The sequence below is a fragment of the Streptomyces sp. NPDC003023 genome (assembly GCF_042888225.1).
Lineage (GTDB): Bacteria > Actinomycetota > Actinomycetes > Streptomycetales > Streptomycetaceae > Streptomyces.
The window spans coordinates 568,157-587,223 of the sequence record NZ_JBIAPL010000004.1; the positions used below are offsets into that span (position 1 = coordinate 568,157).

17 protein-coding genes are annotated in these 19,067 nt (G+C 72.0%); 11 read left to right on the top strand and 6 right to left on the bottom strand.

Going from position 1 to position 19,067, the window contains the following annotated elements; translation table 11 throughout:
* Positions 1-103: 103 nt before the first annotated feature.
* Complete coding sequence (locus ACFYV1_RS17740; protein WP_389396381.1) at positions 104-1,942, bottom strand: phosphatidylglycerol lysyltransferase domain-containing protein; 1,839 nt, start codon at positions 1,940-1,942, stop codon at positions 104-106.
* Between the two features lie 149 nt (positions 1,943-2,091).
* Here ACFYV1_RS17740 and ACFYV1_RS17745 point away from each other — a divergent pair, with 149 nt between their 5' ends.
* Positions 2,092-3,201 (top strand): alpha/beta hydrolase, encoded by a 1,110-nt coding sequence (locus ACFYV1_RS17745; protein WP_389396382.1) that lies wholly within the window; start codon positions 2,092-2,094, stop codon positions 3,199-3,201.
* A gap of 10 nt (positions 3,202-3,211) precedes the next feature.
* On the opposite strand, the gene ACFYV1_RS17750 is transcribed toward ACFYV1_RS17745, so the two are convergent.
* Positions 3,212-4,384, bottom strand: a complete 1,173-nt coding sequence (locus ACFYV1_RS17750) for an ABC transporter ATP-binding protein (protein WP_389396383.1) — start codon at positions 4,382-4,384, stop codon at positions 3,212-3,214.
* A 138-nt stretch (positions 4,385-4,522) separates the two neighbouring features.
* Between ACFYV1_RS17750 and ACFYV1_RS17755 the strand changes: the two genes are divergently transcribed.
* The 4 genes from ACFYV1_RS17755 to ACFYV1_RS17770 all read left to right on the top strand — a co-directional run bounded on the left by ACFYV1_RS17755 (position 4,523) and on the right by ACFYV1_RS17770 (position 8,142).
* Positions 4,523-5,236, top strand: a complete 714-nt coding sequence (locus ACFYV1_RS17755) for an ABC transporter permease (RefSeq protein WP_389396384.1) — start codon at positions 4,523-4,525, stop codon at positions 5,234-5,236.
* The gene (locus ACFYV1_RS17760; protein ID WP_389396385.1) at positions 5,236-5,916 is read left to right on the top strand and encodes an ABC transporter permease; all 681 of its coding nucleotides are present in this window, start codon (positions 5,236-5,238) and stop codon (positions 5,914-5,916) included. Before ACFYV1_RS17755 ends, ACFYV1_RS17760 begins: the two co-directional genes overlap by 1 nt.
* A gap of 54 nt (positions 5,917-5,970) precedes the next feature.
* Positions 5,971-6,948 (top strand): ABC transporter substrate-binding protein, encoded by a 978-nt coding sequence (locus ACFYV1_RS17765; protein WP_389396386.1) that lies wholly within the window; start codon positions 5,971-5,973, stop codon positions 6,946-6,948.
* An 84-nt stretch (positions 6,949-7,032) separates the two neighbouring features.
* On the top strand, positions 7,033-8,142 hold the full coding sequence (locus ACFYV1_RS17770; protein ID WP_389396387.1) for a hypothetical protein: 1,110 nt from the start codon (positions 7,033-7,035) through the stop codon (positions 8,140-8,142).
* Positions 8,143-8,314: 172 nt separating this feature from the next.
* Here ACFYV1_RS17770 and ACFYV1_RS17775 read toward each other — a convergent pair whose 3' ends face one another.
* Positions 8,315-9,457: an NADH-quinone oxidoreductase subunit D gene (locus ACFYV1_RS17775; RefSeq protein WP_389396388.1), complete on the bottom strand. Its 1,143-nt coding sequence runs from the start codon at positions 9,455-9,457 to the stop codon at positions 8,315-8,317.
* Positions 9,454-10,434, bottom strand: a complete 981-nt coding sequence (locus tag ACFYV1_RS17780; RefSeq protein ID WP_389396455.1) for an SAM-dependent methyltransferase — start codon at positions 10,432-10,434, stop codon at positions 9,454-9,456. The genes ACFYV1_RS17775 and ACFYV1_RS17780 overlap by 4 nt, the downstream gene beginning before the upstream one ends.
* Positions 10,435-10,530: 96 nt before the next feature.
* On the opposite strand from ACFYV1_RS17780, the gene ACFYV1_RS17785 reads away from it, so the two are divergent.
* Entirely contained in the window at positions 10,531-11,727 is a 1,197-nt protein-coding gene (locus ACFYV1_RS17785) for a sensor histidine kinase (protein WP_389396389.1), read from the top strand.
* Between the two features lie 30 nt (positions 11,728-11,757).
* The gene (locus tag ACFYV1_RS17790; RefSeq protein ID WP_389396390.1) at positions 11,758-12,432 is read left to right on the top strand and encodes a response regulator; all 675 of its coding nucleotides are present in this window, start codon (positions 11,758-11,760) and stop codon (positions 12,430-12,432) included.
* A 31-nt stretch (positions 12,433-12,463) separates the two neighbouring features.
* On the opposite strand, the gene ACFYV1_RS17795 is transcribed toward ACFYV1_RS17790, so the two are convergent.
* On the bottom strand, positions 12,464-13,576 hold the full coding sequence (locus ACFYV1_RS17795) for a DUF5937 family protein (RefSeq protein WP_389396456.1): 1,113 nt from the start codon (positions 13,574-13,576) through the stop codon (positions 12,464-12,466).
* Positions 13,577-13,680: 104 nt separating this feature from the next.
* Here ACFYV1_RS17795 and ACFYV1_RS17800 point away from each other — a divergent pair, with 104 nt between their 5' ends.
* Entirely contained in the window at positions 13,681-13,884 is a 204-nt protein-coding gene (locus ACFYV1_RS17800) for a hypothetical protein (RefSeq protein WP_389396391.1), read from the top strand.
* Positions 13,885-13,898: 14 nt separating this feature from the next.
* Here ACFYV1_RS17800 and ACFYV1_RS17805 read toward each other — a convergent pair whose 3' ends face one another.
* On the bottom strand, positions 13,899-15,065 hold the full coding sequence (locus tag ACFYV1_RS17805; RefSeq protein WP_389396457.1) for a threonine aldolase family protein: 1,167 nt from the start codon (positions 15,063-15,065) through the stop codon (positions 13,899-13,901).
* 300 nt (positions 15,066-15,365) lie between these two features.
* Here ACFYV1_RS17805 and ACFYV1_RS17810 point away from each other — a divergent pair, with 300 nt between their 5' ends.
* The 3 genes from ACFYV1_RS17810 to ACFYV1_RS17820 are packed head-to-tail and all read left to right on the top strand — an operon-like array spanning position 15,366 to position 19,065.
* The gene (locus ACFYV1_RS17810; protein ID WP_389396392.1) at positions 15,366-16,286 is read left to right on the top strand and encodes a Rossmann-like and DUF2520 domain-containing protein; all 921 of its coding nucleotides are present in this window, start codon (positions 15,366-15,368) and stop codon (positions 16,284-16,286) included.
* Positions 16,283-17,356, top strand: a complete 1,074-nt coding sequence (gene panC, locus ACFYV1_RS17815) for a pantoate--beta-alanine ligase (RefSeq protein WP_389396393.1) — start codon at positions 16,283-16,285, stop codon at positions 17,354-17,356. Before ACFYV1_RS17810 ends, panC begins: the two co-directional genes overlap by 4 nt.
* Positions 17,353-19,065 carry an L-aspartate oxidase gene (locus ACFYV1_RS17820; protein WP_389396394.1) on the top strand — a complete coding sequence of 571 codons (1,713 nt, stop codon included), beginning with the start codon at positions 17,353-17,355 and terminating at the stop codon, positions 19,063-19,065. Before panC ends, ACFYV1_RS17820 begins: the two co-directional genes overlap by 4 nt.
* The last annotated feature ends 2 nt before the right edge of the window (positions 19,066-19,067 follow it).

Here is a 19,067-nt window from a genome sequence, read left to right on the forward strand (position 1 = left end):
ACCCAGCCTAGGCCCGTACGGGCGGCGCCCATGACACTGCCGCACGAGCCCGGCTCGCGGCTCTGCCGGGCCGGGCCGCAGTCCCGCTCGACCCGCGGCCGCACTACGCGGCGCGGGCCTCGCGCGCTTCCGCCTGCGGGACCAGGTGCGCGCAGGGGCGGGGAGCGGGCGCGGGGCGGCTCCGGCCGAAGAGGCGGGGCAGCGCGAGGCTGACGAAGCCCTCGGCCTGCATCGCGGCGAAGCCGATGCGAGGCAGGTCGCGGGTGCTGGGGAAGACCACGAAACGGGGCTCCCAGCGGGGCCGGAACTTGGCGTTGAACTTGTACAGCGACTCGATCTGGAACCAGCGGGACAGGAAGACGAGCAGTCCCCGCCACATCCGCAGCACCGGGCCCGCGCCGATCTTCTCCCCCCGGGCCAGCGCGGAGCGGAACATGGCGAAATTGAGTGAGACCCGCTCGACCCCGAGGTCGGGCGCGGCCTGCAGGGCGGCGACGATCAGCAGTTCGTTCATGCCCGGGTCGGCGGACCGGTCCCGGCGCATCAGCTCCAGCGACATGCCGTCCCGGCCCCACGGGACGAAATGGATGACGGCCTTCAGGTCTCCGTGCGGGGACGTCCCGCTCTCGTCGCCGCGGTGTGCGGTCGCGATCACGGCATCACCGTCGGCCGGGTCGCCGATCCGGCCCAGCGCCATCGAGAATCCGCGCTCGGTGTCGGTGCCGCGCCAGTCGGCGGCGGCGCGGCGCAGTTGCTGGACCTCGTCCTCGGTGAGGTCACTGGCGCGGCGTACGCGGGTCGAGTAGCCACCCCTTTCGATGCGCTTCACCATTTGGCGCACGTTGCGCATCGCGCGCCCGGTGAGCGAGAAATCCGCGACGTCCACCACCGCCTCGTCGCCGAGTTCCAGTGCGTCGAGGCCGGTCTCGCGGGTCCAGACCTCGCCACCGGTCTCGGAGCAGCCGATCACGGCCGGCGTCCAGGAGTGTGCCTTCGCCTCGTCCATGAAGCGCTCGATGGCACCGGGCCATGCCTCGACGTCGCCGATGGGGTCGCCGCTGGCCAGCATCACGCCGGAGACGACGCGGTAGCAGACGGCGGCCTTGCCGCTGGGCGAGAAGACGACGGCCTTGTCGCGGCGGAGCGCGAAGTGGCCGAGCGAGTCGCGGCCGCCGTGGACGGTGAGCAGATCGCGCAGTCGGCGCTCGTCGTCCTGGGTGAGGCGGGCTGCGGGGTGTTCGGGCCGGAAGGCGAGGTAGATGGTGGTGACGGCGGTGAGCAGGCCGAGTGCGCCGAGGCAGTAACCGACGGTCCAGGAGACGCCGTCGGAGTAGGAGACGGGGCCTTCGAAGCCGAAGAGCCCGTAGATGACGTGTTCCAGGCGGTCGGTGAGACCGGGGCTGCCGACGGTCCTTCCCGGGTGGGCGCTGACGATCACCAGACCCAGACCCAGTGAACCGGCCCCCATGAGCACGAAGTTGGCGAGAGCGCGCCAGCGGCTGCGAGGGTCGGGAAGGGCGGCGAACTCGCCGCGGTGGCGCAGCAGCAGGGCCAGCAGTGCGAGGGAGAGCAGGACTCCGATGACGGAGTGCCGGTAGACGAACTGAGCGGCCGCCCCTGCGGGGAGCAGGACGACGGCGGCCCGCCAGGCCCGGCGCTTGTGGCGCTTGATGCCGTGCGCGAGCAGCAGCAGAAGCATGCCCGCGCTCAGCGACAGCGCCGCCGCGAAGGGTCCGGTGGCGCCGGGCAGCACCTCGGCGAGCGCGTGCATCCGGCTGTGCCGGAAGCGCGGGAAGATCCCGGCAGCGATGTCGAGCAGGCCGACGAACGTGCAGGCCGTGCCGACCATTGCCGGCACCGTCTCGGGCCGCGGTCCGCGCAGTACGCGGCGCACCCGATTCGGAACCGATCCTGATTTGTCCCCATCTACCGTTGCAGACATCGCTTCCCGCTGTTCCCGTGATTCCGGATGATCCGTGTCCAAGGCCTCAGGTCGGTCGGCCCGGACGATTCGCGCTCACTAGGACGGCACTTCGGTGGGGCGGGTTCATCGGCATCGGAAATTCGTGAACCGGAAGGCGTACCCGACTCATGGGTCTGACCAGCAACAAAGTTCTGGCCTTGGCCGTCCTCGTGGCGGTGCTGCTGTTCGCCGCCACCGTGTGGCTGTGGCCGAGGCTGGCCCGGCGCGGGCCGCGTGCGGTGGCCGGACGCGTGGGTCTGCTGCTCGCCACCCAGCTCTCGCTGTTCGCCGCGGTGGGTCTCGCGGCGAACAACTCCTTCCTGTTCTACGGCTCCTGGGCCGACCTCTTCGGGCAGGAGCAGGACATGGGCGTCGTCGTGGACCACTCGGCCGGAACCCATCTCAGGATCGTGGAGAAGCGCAGGCCGGATGTCCCCGGCGGCTCGCAGCCGACGAAGGCCGGCCAGATCCACAAGGTGGTCCTGTCGGGCGAGAAGTCGGGGATAGACAGCCCGGCCTATGTCTATCTGCCTCCGGAGTACTTCCGCGAGGAACACCGGAACCGCTCGTTTCCGGCCGCCGTCGTACTGACGGGATACCCGGGGACCGCGGAGAACCTGCTCAAGGGGCTGAAGTACCCGAGGACCGCTCTGGACCAGGTGACGAGCGGGCGGGCACAGCCGATGATCCTGGTGATGCTGCGGCCGACGGTCGCGCCGCCGCGGGACACGGAATGCGTGGACGTGCCCGGAGGGCCGCAGACGGAGACGTTCTTCGCACAGGACCTGCCGAAAGCTGTCGCCGGGACCTATCGGGTGGGTACGCACGCGCGCAACTGGGGCGTCATCGGCAACTCCACCGGGGGGTACTGCGCGCTGAAGATCGCGCTGCACCATCCTGAGCGGTACTCGGCGGGCATCGGTCTGTCCGCCTACTACAAGGCGGCGGAAGATCCGACGACCGGTGACCTCTTCCACGGCGACGACCGGAAGCGCAGGCGTGCCGACCTGCTGTGGAGCCTGGACCATCTGCCGCAGGGCAGGTCGTCGTTCCTCGTCACCACCTCCGAGCAGGGCGAGAACAACCTCAGGGCGACGCAGGCCTTCATCAGCAAGGTGAAGTCACCGGCGCGCGTTTCCTCGATCGTGCTCGACAGCGGCGGCCACAACTTCAACACCTGGCGGCGTGAGATCCCGCCCGCCCTGGAGTGGCTCGGCGGCCGGCTCAGCGCTTCCTGATCGGGCCGGCTCAGCGCTTCCTGACCGGGCCGGCCGGCGGGACCGTCCCGATGGACTCCAGGGCGACCTCCGCACGGGCGATGTCCTGGGCGTCCGCGTCGATCGAGCGGCGCAGCGCCTCGTGCAGACGGGCCGGCGTGAGGACCCCGAGGAACCGGCCGGTCTCCTCCTTGTCGATCACCGCTATCCAGCCCGCGTCGTGCTGGAGCATCGTGGAGAACGCCTGCTTGAGGGAGGCGCCCACCGGCAGCCAGGCCTCCATGCGGCGGGCGTGGTCGCGTACGACGCCGTGTCCGCGGGCCCGTTCGGCGGAGATCCAGCCGTGCAGGTTCTCCTCGCCGTCCAGGACGACGGCCCAGCGGGAGCCGAGGTCGCGGGGGAGCGGGTCGTCGAGGTGGACGACCGGCGGTTGTTCCAGGTCCTCCGGCTCGATGGGGGTGACGGACAGCCGCTTGAGCCCGCGGTCGGCGCCGACGAAGTCGGCCACGTACGGGGTGGCGGGAGCGCCGAGGACGGCGGCGGGCGCGTCGAACTGCTCGATCCTGCCCTGTCCGTAGACGGCGATGCGGTCCCCGAGACGCACCGCCTCCTCGATGTCATGGGTGACGAACAGCACCGTCTTGCGGACCTGCGACTGGAGCTTCAGGAACTCGTTCTGCAGATGCTCGCGTACGACCGGGTCGACCGCGCCGAACGGCTCGTCCATCAGCAGCACCGGCGGGTCGGCCGCCAGTGCCCGGGCCACTCCGACGCGCTGGCGCTGGCCGCCGGAGAGCTGCTCCGGGTACCGGTCGCCGTACACCGACGGGTCGAGGCCGACCAGGTGCAGCAGTTCGGCCGCCCGCTCACGGCTCTTGGCACGCTTGACCCCCAGGAGGTGGGGGACGGTGGCGGTGTTCTCCAGGACCGTCTTGTGCGGGAAGAGCCCGACCTGCTGGATCACGTAGCCGATACGGCGACGGAGTTCGACCGGGTCGGTCTCCGCGATGTCCCGTCCGTCCACGTGGATCCGGCCGCTGCTCGGTTCGATGAGCCGGTTGACCATCTTCATCGTGGTCGTCTTGCCGCAGCCGGACGGTCCGACGAGCGTGACCAGTTCACCCTCCGCGACCTCGAACGAGAGATCGTCCACAGCCGTGGTGCCGTCCGGGTACCGCTTGGTGACGTGCTCGAATCGGATCATGACTCCCCATTGTGACGCGTGCCGTGTGAAAGCCATGTTGCTGCAATGTGGCGGTCCTGGGGGATTGTCGGTGCCCGGGGATATGGTCGAAGGACGGTCACGGACATACGTTCCGCGTCACGGGGGAGGTGGGAGTGGATGATTACGGGGTGGGCGAGTACGGAGCGCGCGGCGCAGAGCTGCCTCGCGGCGAACGACTGGATCTGCGGCGAGTACCTCCGTACCCGCAGCCAGGAGCTGACCGAAGCGACCGTCCAGCATGTCTGGATCACCGTCGTGTCGGTGCTCATCGGGCTGGCGGTCGCCTTCCCGCTGGCGCTGCTGGCCCGCGCCAGGCCGCGGTTCGCCGGTCCGGTGCTGGGGCTCACCACGCTGCTCTACACGATCCCTTCGCTGGCCATGTTCTCGCTGCTGCTGCCGTTCTTCGGGCTGTCCGCGGCCCTTGTGGTGACCGGACTCGTGCTCTACTCCCTGACCATTCTCGTGCGCAACATCATGGCCGGGCTGGAGGCGGTGCCCGCGGAGGCGCGTGAGGCCGCCCGCGGCATGGGTTACGGCCCGGCGAGGATGCTGTGGGAGGTGGAACTGCCTCTCGCCCTGCCGGCCCTGATGGCCGGCATCCGGATCGCGACCGTGTCGACGGTCGCTCTGACGACAGTGGGCGCGCTCGTCGGCAAGGGCGGCCTGGGCAACCTCATCGACGACGGGGTGCAGACCACGTTCAAGGCGCAGGTGCTGACCGCGTCCGTGCTGTGCGTGCTGCTCGCGGCGGTCGCCGATCTGCTGCTTCTCGGCGCTCAGCGGCTGCTCACCCCCTGGACCCGGATACGTACGACGGAGGCGAAGGCCTGATGGGCGCGGTCACCGGCGCGTGGACCTGGCTCACCACCGGTTCCAACTGGGCCGGGGAGGGCGGTGCCTGGCACCGGCTCGGCGAGCATCTCTACGTCAGCGGGGTCTCCCTCGTGCTGGCCTGCGCGATCGCACTGCCGATCGCGCTGTGGCTCGGGCACATCGGCAGGGGCGGCGCCCTCGCGGTCAACATCTCCAACGCGGGGCGGGCCGTGCCCGTCTTCGCGGTCCTCGCTCTCTTCATGCTGACACCGCTGCGCAGCGCCGGTTACGTGCCGACGATCATCGCGTTGGTGCTGTTCGCCGTGCCGCCGCTGCTGACCAACGCCTACGTGGGCATGCGCGAGGTCGACCGGGCGGTGGTGGAGGCCGCGCGGGGGATGGGCATGTCGGGCGGCCAGGTCTTCGCACGGGTCGAGCTGCCCCTCGCGTATCCGCTGCTGATGACCGGACTCAGGTCGGCCGCCGTCCAGGTGGTGGCCACGGCCACGATCGCCTCGATGGTCGGGCAGGGCGGCCTCGGCCGCATCATCACCGCCGGGTTCAACACCTACAACACCCCGCAGGTGGTCGCGGGCGCACTGCTCGCGGCGCTGCTGGCGCTGCTCGTGGAAGGGGCGCTGGTGGCCGCGGACCGGCTGCTGAGTCCCTTGCGCAAGTCCGTGCCGTCGCCCGGCTGAGCTCACGTGCAACCCCTTATGTCGCTTTCCATGTCGCTGTGGACGGAGAACCTGATGAGCAAGACCTCGCGCATCGCGGGTGCGGTACTCGGTGTGGTGGCCCTGACGGGTTCCCTCGCCGCGTGCGGCGGTGAATCCCTGGAGAAGGAGAAGGCCGGCTCCGCGTCCGGCAGCGGATCCGGGAAGAAGGGCACGCTCGTCGTCGGTGCGGCCGCGTTCACGGAGTCCAAGGTGCTCGCCGAGCTCTACGCACAGCTGCTGGGCGACGCCGGGTACAAGACGTCGATCACCACGGTGAAGAACCGCGAGCTGTACGAACCGTCCCTGGAGAAGGGCGAGATCGACGTCGTGCCGGAATACGCGGCGACGCTCGCCGAATTCCTGAACGCGAAGGTGAACGGGCCGAAGGCACCCGAGGAGAAGCCCGTCGCGTCGGGTGATGTCGGCTCGACCGTGAAGGCGCTCACCGAGCTCGCGGAGCCGATCGGGCTCAAGGTGCTGCCCGGCGGAGAGGCCGTCGACCAGAACGCCTTCGCCGTCTCGAAGGAATTCGCCACGAAGAACAAGCTCAAGACGCTTTCCGATCTCGGCGCGTCGAAGCTGAAAGTGAAGATCGCCGCCGGTGACGAGTGCGAGGTTCGGCCGTTCTGCGCGCCGGGTCTGAAGAAGACCTACGGCATCGACGTGGCGGGCATCGACCCGAAGGGTGTGGGGACCCCGCAGGCCAAGCAGTCCGTCCAGGACGGCGCCAACCAGATGGTGCTCACCTCCACCACCGACGGCACGCTCGCGGGCTACGACCTGGTGGTCCTGGAGGACGACAAGAAGCTCCAGAACGCGGACAACATCCTTCCTGTCGTCAATGCGAAGGACGCCGGCAGTCAGGAGATCGCCGATGTCCTCGCGGCTCTCACCAAGGTGCTGACCACAGATGATCTTGCAGAGTTGAACCGCAAGGTGGACGCGGAACGGGCGAAGCCCGAGGATGTCGCGAAGGCATATCTGGAGTCCGAGGGACTGCTGCGGAAGTAGCCGCGGGACGGCCCGGCGTTCAAAGGGAAGAGATTTGCCGGGCCGAGACCCCATTCGCTGTCTACGCACGGTAAATTTCTGGCCATGCCACGAGGACGCCACCGTCATTCCCCACCCCTGCACAAGCTGCTGCCCCCCTCGGCGGTTGCCGGAGCGTCGGTTCTGTGTGCCTCCGGCGCGTGGTTCGTCGGCGATGCGGTGGTTCTGCGTGTGCTGGTCGCGGCCGCGGCGGCCGCCGCCGTCACCGGGGCCGTCCTGATGCGCAGTTGGGACCGCAGCGCCGGGCGCAGGGTCGCCGAGCTGACGCGCGGGCGCGCGAGCGACCAGTGGAAGGCCGAGGAGCGCACCGCCGAGCTGGAGGCGGACGTCGAGGAGTCACGCGAGCTGCGCCTCAAGCTCGACGCGAAGCTCCGTGCCAAGCGGGTCGAGCTCGCCGCCCTGCGGAACGAACACGCGGCGCTGCTGCGGCGGTACGCGACCGCGGAGACCGAGCGGGCCAGCGCCCTGGAAGGTCGCAGACAGCTCGCGATCGAGGCGGCCGCACCGGCGAAGGCGTTGCTGCCCGCCGGTTCCACGCCGACGCCCTCCACGTTCCTGCGTGCCGCCAAGGCACTGGAGGACCTGTCGCGCAACGGTGCGGCGCAGGAGGCCAGACGTACCGTCGAGGAGGCCCGCCGCCGGGACCTCGCGGAACGGGCACAGGAGGCTGACGAGCCGCAGGGGAAGCACGCGGCGGGCGCCGGGGCCGAGCAGCATGTGCGCCCGTCGTCCGCCCTCCCGGCCCGTCGCGCGGTCCCGGCCGCCGCGGCGATCGTTCCTTACGGCCGGCGCTCGCGGGTGAAGCGGCCGGAGGGTGGCTTCGACTTCTTCGGGACGGGCAACGGCGGCGCCGCGACAGGCGTCACGGCGGCCGGCGGCACCGGCGGCACTGGCGCGAACGGCGCCTCGGCCGGTTCCGGCGGGACGCCCCGGGCCGTGGAGGCACCCGGTGTCGTGAGGGCCATCGAGGCGCCCGGCACCCAGAAGGCGATCGAGGCCGTCCAGCACGAGGACCTCGCCGACGTGGTGGGTGAGGAGGCCCTCGCGGCGCAGCGCGTGAGCGGCCCCCGCGTGGTCGGCAAGGTCATCGACCTGACCGCACACGACGAGACGGAGCAACTGGACGTCGCGGGACTGCGCAACGCGGTTTCGTAGAGCGGCGGACGGCGGCGGCCACGGCCTCGTGCCGGCCGCTCAGTGCCGTCTGCTCTCCTGCGTGTCGCCCACCCGTGCGCGCGGTGCCGCCTGCCGAAGCCGCCTGCCCGCCGGTGTCGCCACCCGCGCGCGCGGTGCGCCGGCCGGGGCACGATCGCCGGCCGGCGTCCGCTCACTTGTCGATGTCGCCGACGACGAAGAACAGCGACCCGAGGATCGCGACCATGTCGGCGACCAGCGTCCCGGGCAGCAGCACCGTGAGCGCCTGGATGTTGTTGTACGACGCCGAGCGGAGCTTGAGCCGGTACGGGGTCTTCTCGCCCTTGGAGACCAGGTAGTAGCCGTTGATGCCGAGCGGGTTCTCGGTCCAGGCGTAGGTGTGGCCCTCCGGTGCCTTGAGGACCTTCGGCAGCCGCTGGTTGATCGGGCCGGGCGGCAGCTCCGCGATCCGGTCGAGGCAGGCGTCCGCCAGGTCCAGCGCGTTGTGCGTCTGGTCCAGCAGCACCTCGAACCGGGCCAGGCAGTCGCCCTCCTGCCGGGTCACCACCTTCAGAGCGTCCCGCAGTTCGGCGTACGCGAGGTAGGGCTCGTCGCGGCGCAGGTCGAAGTCGACGCCGGAGGCCCTGGCGATGGGGCCGCTGACGCCGTAGGCGTGGACGGCGTCGGCGGAGAGCACACCCACCCCGCGGGTCCGGCCGCGGAAGATCTCGTTGCCGAGGACGAGGCGGTCGTACACGTCCATCCGCGAGCGGACATCGGCGACGGCACGCCGCACACGGCCGAGCCAGCCGGCGGGCAGGTCCTCCTTCAGCCCTCCCACCCGGTTGAACATGTAGTGCATCCGGCCGCCGGAGATCTCCTCCATCACGGCCTGCAGCTCCTCGCGTTCACGGAACGCGTGGAAGACCGGGGTGATGCCGCCCAGTTCCAGGGGGTACGAGCCGAGGAACATCAGGTGGTTGAGGACCCGGTTCAGCTCGGCGAGGAGCGTACGGCACCACACGGCACGCTCCGGCACCTCCATACCGAGCATCCGCTCGACGGCCATGACGACGCCGAGCTCGTTCGAGAAGGCGGAGAGCCAGTCGTGCCGGTTCGCCAGCATCACGATCTGCCGGTAGTCGCGCGCCTCGAAGAGCTTCTCCGCGCCCCGGTGCATGTATCCGACGACCGGCTCGGCCTGTCGGATGCGCTCGCCGTCCAGCACCAGGCGGAGACGGAGCACGCCGTGCGTGGAGGGATGCTGCGGTCCGATGTTGAGCACCATGTCGGTGCTCTCCGCCGCGCCGCCGATGCCGACCGTCGTCTCCGTCATGCGAACCAGTCTCTCACTGGCGGTCCCACCCGCTGCATGAGCCAGGTGAAGTCCCCGAGCCCGCCCCGCGCGGTCAGCTCCGCCGCCTCACCGGCTCGCGCGAGGGCACGGACGTACCCCGCCGGGTCCGACGACGCCATGGTGAGCGGCGGGCGCTCGCCGGTGACGCCCAGCCGCCGCAGGGCCTCCCGCTGACCGACCAGTTCGGCGCCGGGCGCCGCGCACGCGTCGAGCGCCACATGGGCGGTGATGTCGCAGCTTCCGTCCGGGACGGGGCGCACCTCGCGGCCTTCGCGAAAGCCCGTCAGCGTGCCGAACGGCGGGCGGGTGCGGGACGTGTGCGCGTAGTCGGCGGCAACCGCGAGCCCCGCCGTCAGGCCGCTCACCGCGGTGGTCCACGCCTCGTCCCTGGGCCGGCCGATCTCCGCGCGGGTCCCCGGCTCCGTCAGCGGCCACCAGCGGGCGAGCCAGTCCGCGTCCGGTCCGGTGACCTCGTCCCCGAGGCGCTCCTCGCCGTCCTCCCGCACCAGCACTCTGCGGACCACCCCGTCCGCGTCGACCTCCGCGACGTCCACCGGGACGTTGTCGAGCCACTCGTTGGCGAACAGCAGCCCTCGCACCCCCCGCGGCACGTCCGCCAGCCACTCGATGCGCGGGTCCAGACCCCTGGGCCGCTGTGCGCGCTCGACACCGTACGCACGGACCCGGAAACCCGGCGGGAGCGCGGCGAGGACGCCGGTCAGCAGTTCGCCCCGGCCCGCGCCGACGTCGATCAGGGCCGGCTCCTCCAGCCCGTGCGCCTCGGCGGTGCCGGTCAGCAGCCGGGCGACCGCGGCCGCGAACAGCGGCGACGCGTGGACCGATGTACGGAAGTGGCCGGCCGGTCCCTCCGGCCGCAGGAAGAAGCCGCCGGGGCCGTAGAGCGCGGTTCCCGCGGCGGCCCGCCACCCGCGCCACCCCTCGGTGTCATACGTCACGGGCACCAGTCTCCACCTTGCGGAGTACGCCTCCGCTCACCGGATCGCCCCTCCGGTTGACCCATGCACCTATCCGCCTTCCCTACTCTGGGTTACGTGCAGCGCCTCTACGACTTCATCCGCAGACACCCGACGGGCGTCGACACCTTCTGGGCCGTCGCCTTCTTCGGCGTCGCCATTGTGTGGGTGAGTCAGATGCCGGGAAGCGGACGGCACACGGCCGCCGCCTCGGGCGTCGCCCTGGCACTGAGCCTGGTCGTCGCGCTGCGCCGCCGTATGCCGGAGAAGATGCTGATCGTCGCCGCCGTGACGGGCGTCGCGCAGCTGGCGTTCGACGTCCGCGTCAACCCGGCCGACTTCGCGATGCTGGTCATCATCTACACGGTCGCCGCGACGGGCACGCCGCGCTGGGCCTCCCGACTGGCGCTGATCGGCGGTGGCTGCGCGGCTTCGCTCGCTCAGATCCGCTGGCCGGAGCAGGCCAGGGTCTCCGAGCGGATCTTCCTCACCGTGGTACTGAGCCTGCCGTTCGTCCTGGCCTGGGTCCTCGGTGACTCGATACGCACCAGGCGCGCCTACTTCGACCAGCTCGAGGAGCGCGCCACCCGGCTGGAGAAGGAGCGCGAGGCGCAGGCCAAGGTCGCCGTGGCGGCGGAGCGCGCCAGGATCGCCCGCGAACTCCACGACGTGGTCGCGCACAACGTGTCGGTCATGGTCGTGCAGGCCGACGGCGCCGCCTATGTGCTGGACGCCGCCCCCGACCAGGCCAAGCAGGCACTGGAGACGATCTCCAGCACCGGCCGCCAGGCGCTCGCGGAGATGCGCCGGCTGCTCGGCGTGCTGCGCACGGGCGACGCCCCGGAGAGCGGCGAGTACGTCCCGCAGCCCGATGTGAAGCAGATCGAGGACCTGGTCGAGCATGTGCGCGGCGCCGGTCTGACCGTCGACTTCAAGATCGAGGGGACACCCCGGCCGCTGCCCAGCGGTGTCGAGCTCACCGCCTACCGCATCGTGCAGGAAGCGCTCACCAACACCCGCAAGCACGGAGGCCCGGAGGCCGGGGCCAGCGTGCGTCTCGTCTACTTCGACGACGGGCTCGGACTGCTCGTGGAGGACGACGGCCGAGGCTCCTCGCACGAGCTGTACGAGGACGGCGGCGCCGACGGCCACGGCCACGGACTCATCGGCATGCGTGAACGCGTCGGTATGGTCGGCGGCACGCTGGACGCCGGACCGCGACCGGGCGGAGGCTTCCGCATCAGCGCGCTGCTGCCCCTCAAGCCCGCCCACTAGAACCACTTCGGACCAAGGGACGGAACAGACATGTCCATCCGCGTGATGCTCGTCGACGACCAGGTGCTGCTGCGCACCGGCTTCCGCATGGTGCTCGCCGCCCAGCCGGACATGGAGGTCGTCGCGGAGGCGGGCGACGGTGCGGAGGCGATCGAGAACCTGCGCGCCACCGCCGTGGACGTGGTCCTGATGGACGTCCGTATGCCGCGGCTCGACGGGGTGGAGGCGACGCGGCGCATCTGCGCGGAGCCGGGCGCGCCGAAGGTGCTGATCCTGACCACGTTCGACCTCGACGAGTACGCCTTCTCCGGTCTGAAGGCCGGTGCCAGCGGTTTCATGCTCAAGGACGTACCGCCCGGTGACCTGCTCGCCGCGATCCGCTCCGTGCACAGCGGCGACGCGGTCGTGGCACCGTCGACCACCCGTCGGCTGCTGGACCGCTTCTCCCCGATGCTGCCCAGCGCGGGTCCGGAGCCCCGTCAGAAGGAGCTGGAGAAGCTCACCGAGCGCGAACGCGAGGTGATGCTGCTCGTCGCCCAGGGGCTGTCCAACGGCGAGATCGCCGGCCGCCTGGTGCTCTCGGAGGCCACCGTGAAGACCCACGTCGGCCGCATCCTCACCAAGCTGGGGCTGCGCGACCGTGTGCAGGTGGTCGTGCTGGCCTACGAGACCGGGCTGGTGCGGGCGGGCGGCGGGGCCGGCTGAACCGTCCGGCCGTTGCCGCCGGCCCGGTCCGTCAGCGCAGCACCGTCTCGAGGAAGTCGCTCCCGAGCCGCGCGACGACGGCCACGTCCAGCTGGTGGAGCACGTAACGGCCGCGTCTGCGGGTGGAGATCAGCTTCGCCTTCTTCAGCACGGCGAGATGACGGGAGACCTCCGGCGCGGTGATGCCGAGGGAGTCCGAGAGCTCGCTGGTCGTGTACGCGGCCCGGCCGAGGTTGCGGCAGACCCGCATCCGCATCGGGTGGGCGAGGGCTTCCATACGCAGCTTCAGCAGTTCCACGGACGCGGCGCCCGGCAGCTCAGGCGCGCCGATCGGGTACTGGATCACCGGCTGCCAGCCCGGGGCGTGCAGCACCATCAGATGCGGCCAGCCGAAGCTCGAGGGCAGCAGGGTGAGTCCGGCGCCGACGGCGGGGTCGGTGGCGGTCGTCCGCCCGTCCGCCAGTTTGTCGGCACTGATCGTGGAGCCGTTGTCGTCGAGCGTCAGGGCCGGTGAGACGGCTCGCAGCGCCTCCGCGAGCCCTTTGTGGCGCAGCAGTTCGCCCTTGTGGCGGGCGTCGGCGGCGAGCTGTGTCGAGACGCGTCCCCAGGTGTCGCCGAAGAACGCGTCCTCGCAGTCCTCGAAAAGCCGTCGCAGCCAGGCGCGTACGGAGGCGGGGTCGGCCATCAGCCGCCGGGTGAAGTCCAGTTGCCTGGGGCCGCGGTTGGCCGCGAGGTCGAGGGCGTGCGCCCGCCTGACAGGGTCGACGAGAGGGGAGGGCGCGCCCGTCGAGTACGAGGTGGCGCAGGTGAACTCCAGTGCCGAGGACACGAACCGCTCGTCGTCCAGCCGGTCGAGAAGGTCCAGTTCCTCCTTGAGGCTCGCGCCGATGCGGCCGGGGCGCGGCGGCAGTCCGGCGAACGGCATGAAGATGTCCGAGAACGTCGACCGCCACAGGAAGTCCGCCTCGTGCAGCCGGTCGGCGAGGTCCGGCTTGAGCCCGGCGGCCGTCGCCGTGGCCCAGGCGTGCAGCCCCGGATGGTGCCCGGGCTCGTGGAGGGCGTGGAGGGCCACGCCCAGCTCGGCGAGTGGGGAGATGTCGAAGACGATGCGCTCGGGGGGCAGGCCCGCGATGTCGATGGTCACGCTCACGACTCCATGGTGCGTGGTGCGGGGGCCCGCACCACGACGTTTGACGTCCGCCGTCAATCGACGCGACGCGAGCGGCCCCGGGGACGCAGCGTGAAGCCATGAACGCGATGCAGCAGCACATGATCGACGTGTACCGGGCCGCCCAGAGGGGCGACACGCCTCCGCCGCTTCCCGGCGGCCACGACACTCGGGTGCTCGGCGAGGCCCGGACCGATCGCCGCGTCCGTGCGGTGCTCGCGGGCCGCTCGCTCCGGACCGCACGGGGCGCCCGCGCCGCCGCCGGTGACCGGCGGTCCTGCTGAGACGTCCGTCCGGGTCAGGGCCGTCCGAACGGGGCCGCGGGTGGTGCGACCGCGGTGGCGGCGAGGTCGAGGCGGCGTACGAACTCCGAGACGGCGGCCTCCACGTCCCGCGCGGTCCACTCCAGACCCTCCGCCGCCACGGTCACCTCGGTGACGGAGACGCCCGGCGGGCAGTCCTCGGAGAACCAGCGGCGGAACAGCGTCACACCCGTGTCCTCCGACTGGGTGAGCGCCGCCTCGTTCAGCACGTTGGCCCCGTACGGGAGCCACACCTGGAACTGGTGCGTGTGCGGAACCGCCGGGTTGACGCGGGACCAGGGGACGGCCGAGGCGCGGAGCGCGTCCGTGAGCGCGGCGGCGACGACCTTCGCGTGGGCCACGTACGAGGGCAGCCGGGGCAGCTCCCGCTCGAGGCCGACCATGGCCGACAGGGCGGCCGGGTACTGCTGGAACAGCTGGCCCCCGTACCGGTGCCGCCAGGCCCGCGCCTCCTCCGTCAGCTGGACGGGACCGGCGAGCACCGCGCCCGACATGCCGTCCAGGGACTTGTAGAACGAGACGTAGACGCTGTCCGCCAGGGACGCGATCTCGTCGAGCGGGCGGCCGAAGTGGGGGGCGCACTCCCACAGCCGCGCGCCGTCGAAGTGCACCACCGCGTCACGTTCCCGGGCCGCCTCGACGACCGCCACGAGTTCCTCCCAGGCCGGCAGCACGAAGCCCGCCTCCCGCAGCGGAAGCTCCAGCATCAGCGTGCCGAAGGGCTCGTCGCAGTCGCGCACCTCGTCGGCCGTGGGCAGCCGCGGCCCGGTCGTCGGATGGACCGTGCGCAGCCCGCTCACCACGGAGAGGGCGGAGCGTTCGTGCACCTCAGGATGGGACCGCGGATGCAGCGCCACCGTCGGGTTCCCGGTGCGGGCCGCCCAGCAGCGCAGGGCCACCTGCTGTGCCATCGTCCCGGTCGGGAAGAACACCGCGGACGGCAGGCCGAGCAGGGTGGCCGTACGTCGTTCCAGCTCCTCGACGACGCCGTCGCCGTAGACGTCGGTCCAGTCGTCCAGGTCGTACACCTCGCCGGCGGCGCCGGCGAGCGCAGCCAGACGTTCCCCGAGCCGCCGGTCGGCGGAGGCGCGGGACAGAACACGGTCCGACGCGCGCCACGCGGCGAGACGCCGCTTCCTCAGATCGTGCCCGGTCCCGTCGTGGCCGGTCCCGTCGTGCCCGGTCTCGGCCCCTCCCGTCCCGACCTGCCCGGTCGCCACCTCTCCGGTCTCCTCCTGCCGGATCCCGGTCGACCGGTTCTCGTCCTGCGGCTTCTCGTCCTGCGGCTTCTCGTCCTGCTCGTTCACAGCGCTCGTGTCCGTCACGGTCCGATCATCGCCCACAGCCTGTGGACAACGGCGGGGGCGCTGGAAACGCTGGCGTAGCATCGTGACGAGTAATCGTCCGGTACCCCCGCGGACTGGAACGGAAGGCACCGCCGCGTGAATGCCACAGCACCACAGGAACCGCTCGACCCGCGGGACCGCCCCGCCCGCCTGACCGTCGGGGTCGTCGGAGCGGGCCGGGTCGGGCCCGCCCTGGCCGCCTCCCTGCAGCTCGCCGGCCACCGGCCGGTCGCCGCGTCCGGCGTTTCCGACGCGTCCGTCCGCCGTGCCGCCGCCCTGCTGCCCGACGTCCCGCTGGTCCCGCCCGCGGACGTGCTCGCGCGCGCCGAGCTCGTCCTGCTGACCGTCCCGGACGATGCCCTGCCCGGCCTCGTCGAAGGCCTCGTGGACACCGGCTCCGTACGGCCGGGACAACTGCTGGTGCACACCTCCGGCAGGTACGGCACCAAGGTCCTCGAGCCCGCCATGCGCGCCGGGGCGCTGCCGCTCGCCCTGCACCCCGCCATGACCTTCACCGGCACGGCGGTCGACGTGCAGCGGCTGGCCGGCTGCTCGTTCGGCGTGACCGCGCCCGAGGAGCTGCGGCTGGCCGCGGAGGCCCTGGTCATCGAGATGGGCGGAGAGCCCGAGTGGATCGAGGAGGGCAACCGCCCGCTCTACCACGCGGCCCTCGCCCTCGGCGCCAACCACCTCGTCACCCTGGTCGCCCAGTCCATGGAGCTGCTGCGAACCGCCGGTGTCGCCGCCCCCGACCGGATGCTCGGCCCCCTGCTCGGCGCGGCGCTGGACAACGCCCTGCGTTCCGGTGACGCCGCCCTGACCGGGCCGGTCGCCCGCGGCGACGCGGGCACCGTGGCCGCGCACGTCTCCGAGCTCCGCAAGCACGCCCCCGCCGCTGTCGCCGGCTACCTGGCGATGGCGCGTACGACCGCAGACCGCGCCCTCGCGCACGGTCTGCTCAAGCCGGAGCTCGCGGAGGATCTGCTCGGCGTACTGGCCGAGGGGGACCTGCGATGAGCCGCCACTTCGAACTCGTACCGACGCGTGAGGGCCTGGCCCAGGTCGTGGCGCAGCGCGCCGTGCCCGGCCGCACCGCCGTCGTCATGACCATGGGAGCACTGCACCAGGGGCACGCCGCGCTGGTCCGGGCCGCCCGCGAGCGGGTGGGCGACAACGGCTTCGTGATCGTCACCGTCTTCGTCAACCCGCTGCAGTTCGGCGTCGGCGAGGACCTCGACCGCTACCCCCGCACGCTCGACGCCGACCTCGGTACGGCACAGGAGGCGGGCGCGGACGTCGTGTTCGCGCCGTCCGTCGACGAGGTCTACCCGGCCGGCCGGGTAGAGGTCCGCATCACTGCGGGCCCCATGGGCGAGCGGCTCGAAGGCAGGACGCGCCCCGGCCACTTCGACGGCATGCTCACCGTCGTCGCCAAGCTGCTGCACCTCACCGGCCCCGACGTGGCGCTGTTCGGGCAGAAGGACGCCCAGCAGCTCGCCCTGATCCGCCGGATGGTCCACGACCTGAACTTCCCGGTCGAGATCGTGGGCGTGCCCACCGTCCGCGAAGAGGACGGCCTCGCGCTCTCCAGCCGCAACCGCTACCTCTCCGTGCCCGAGCGGCGCACCGCACTGGCGCTGTCCCATGCCCTGTTCGCGGCCGGTGACCGCCTCGCGGCACAGCAGGCACTCCACGCCCGCGCGGAGGCCGTGCCCGCCGCCCCGAGTCGTGCCGCCGCGCTCTCCAAGCTCGGCGAGGCCCGTGCCGCCGCCGACGCGCACGCGGTCGCCCAGGCATGGCCGCCCGTCGGCGCCGACGCCGTCCGCGCCGCCGCACGGGCGGTGCTGGACGACGCCGCCAAGTCCGAACCGCCACTGGCCCTGGACTATGTGGCCCTCGTCGACCCGGCCACCTTCGAGGAGGTCGCCGACGACCACACAGGCGCGGCGGTCCTCGCCGTCGCCGCGAAGGTCGGCTCGACCCGCCTCATCGACAACATCCCCCTGGATTTCGGGACCGCGTCCACCGTGTCCACCGCGTCCACCGCGTCCTCCGGGACCGCCCTGACCGACGGAGCCGCCTCGTGACCGGAATACGGCTGACCGCCCCCGCACCGGGCTGGGCCATCGCGGCGGACGTCGTCGTGGTCGGCTCGGGCGTCGCCGGCCTGACGGCGGCGCTGCGCTGCGCCGCGGCCGGCCTGGACACGGTCGTCGTCACCAAGGCCCGCCTCGACGACGGCTCCACCCGCTGGGCGCAGGGCGGCATCGCCGCGGCGCTCGGCGAGGGCGACACCCCCGAGCAGCACCTCGACGACACCCTGGTCGCGGGCGCGGGCATGTGCGACGAGACCGCGGTGCGGGCCCTGGTCACGGAGGGCCCCGACGCCGTGCGCCGGCTCATCGCGACCGGCGCGCACTTCGACACCGACCCCGCCTCCGGCGAGATCGAGCTGACCCGCGAGGGCGGCCACCACCGGCGTCGCATCGCGCACGCCGGCGGCGACGCGACCGGCGCGGAGATCTCCCGCGCCCTCGTGGACGCGGTCCGTGACCAGGGACTGCGCGCCATCGAGAACGCCCTGGTCCTCGACCTGCTCACCGACGCGGACGGCCGCACGGCGGGCATCACCCTGCACGTCATGGGCGAGGGCCAGCACGACGGTGTCGGGGCGGTCCACGCGCCCACGGTTGTGCTCGCCACCGGCGGCATGGGGCAGGTCTTCTCCGCGACCACCAACCCGGCGGTCTCCACCGGTGACGGCGTCGCTCTGGCGCTCCGCGCCGGCGCGGAGGTCTCCGACATCGAGTTCGTGCAGTTCCACCCCACGGTGCTCTTCCTGGGGGCGGACAGCGAGGGCCAGCAGCCGCTGGTCTCCGAGGCGGTACGCGGCGAGGGCGCCCATCTCGTCGACGGCGACGGCGTCCGCTTCATGGTCGGGCAGCACGAACTGGCCGAGCTCGCCCCCCGCGACATCGTCGCCAAGGGCATCATGCGCCGCATGCGGGAACAGGGCGCCGCCCACATGTTCCTGGACGCACGGCACTTCGGCGCCGAGATGTGGGAGCACCGCTTCCCCACGATCCTGGCCGCCTGCCGGGCCCACGGCTTCGACCCGGTGACGGAACCGATCCCCGTCGCGCCCGCCGCCCACTACGCCTCCGGCGGCGTCCGCACCGACCTGCACGGCCGCACCACCGTCCCCGGCCTGTACGCGTGCGGCGAGGTCGCCTGCACAGGCGTCCACGGCGCCAACCGGCTGGCGTCCAACTCACTGCTCGAAGGACTCGTCTTCGCGGAGCGCATTGCCGCCGACATCGCCGACCGGCGGCCCTGGCCCGTGGTCGCCGCGGTAGCGCCCCGGCAGCCGTCCCTGCTGCCGCTCATCGCCCCCGAGGAGCGCGCGGGAATCCAGCGGACCATGTCGCACGGCGCCGGCGTTCTGCGCTCCGCCGAGTCGCTGGCATCCGCCGCTGCCGCTCTCGAAGCGGTGTACGCGAACGCCGTGCAGGACCGGGAGGGGTCCGGCAAGACCGCCGAGCCCGGCGTCGAGTCGTGGGAGACCTCGAACCTGCTCTGTGTCGCCCGTGTGCTGACCGCTGCCGCGCTCGAGCGCGAGGAGACCCGCGGCTGCCACTGGCGCGAGGACCGCCCGGAGCGCGACGACACCGAGTGGCGCCGCCATCTCGTCGTACGGATCGAGCCGGACCGCCGGCTCGTCGTCGGCCGCACCGGCTCGACGGCCTTCCCGCCCACCGATACCTTGTCCGTCCCCGACGCCCCCAGGGAGCCGTAACC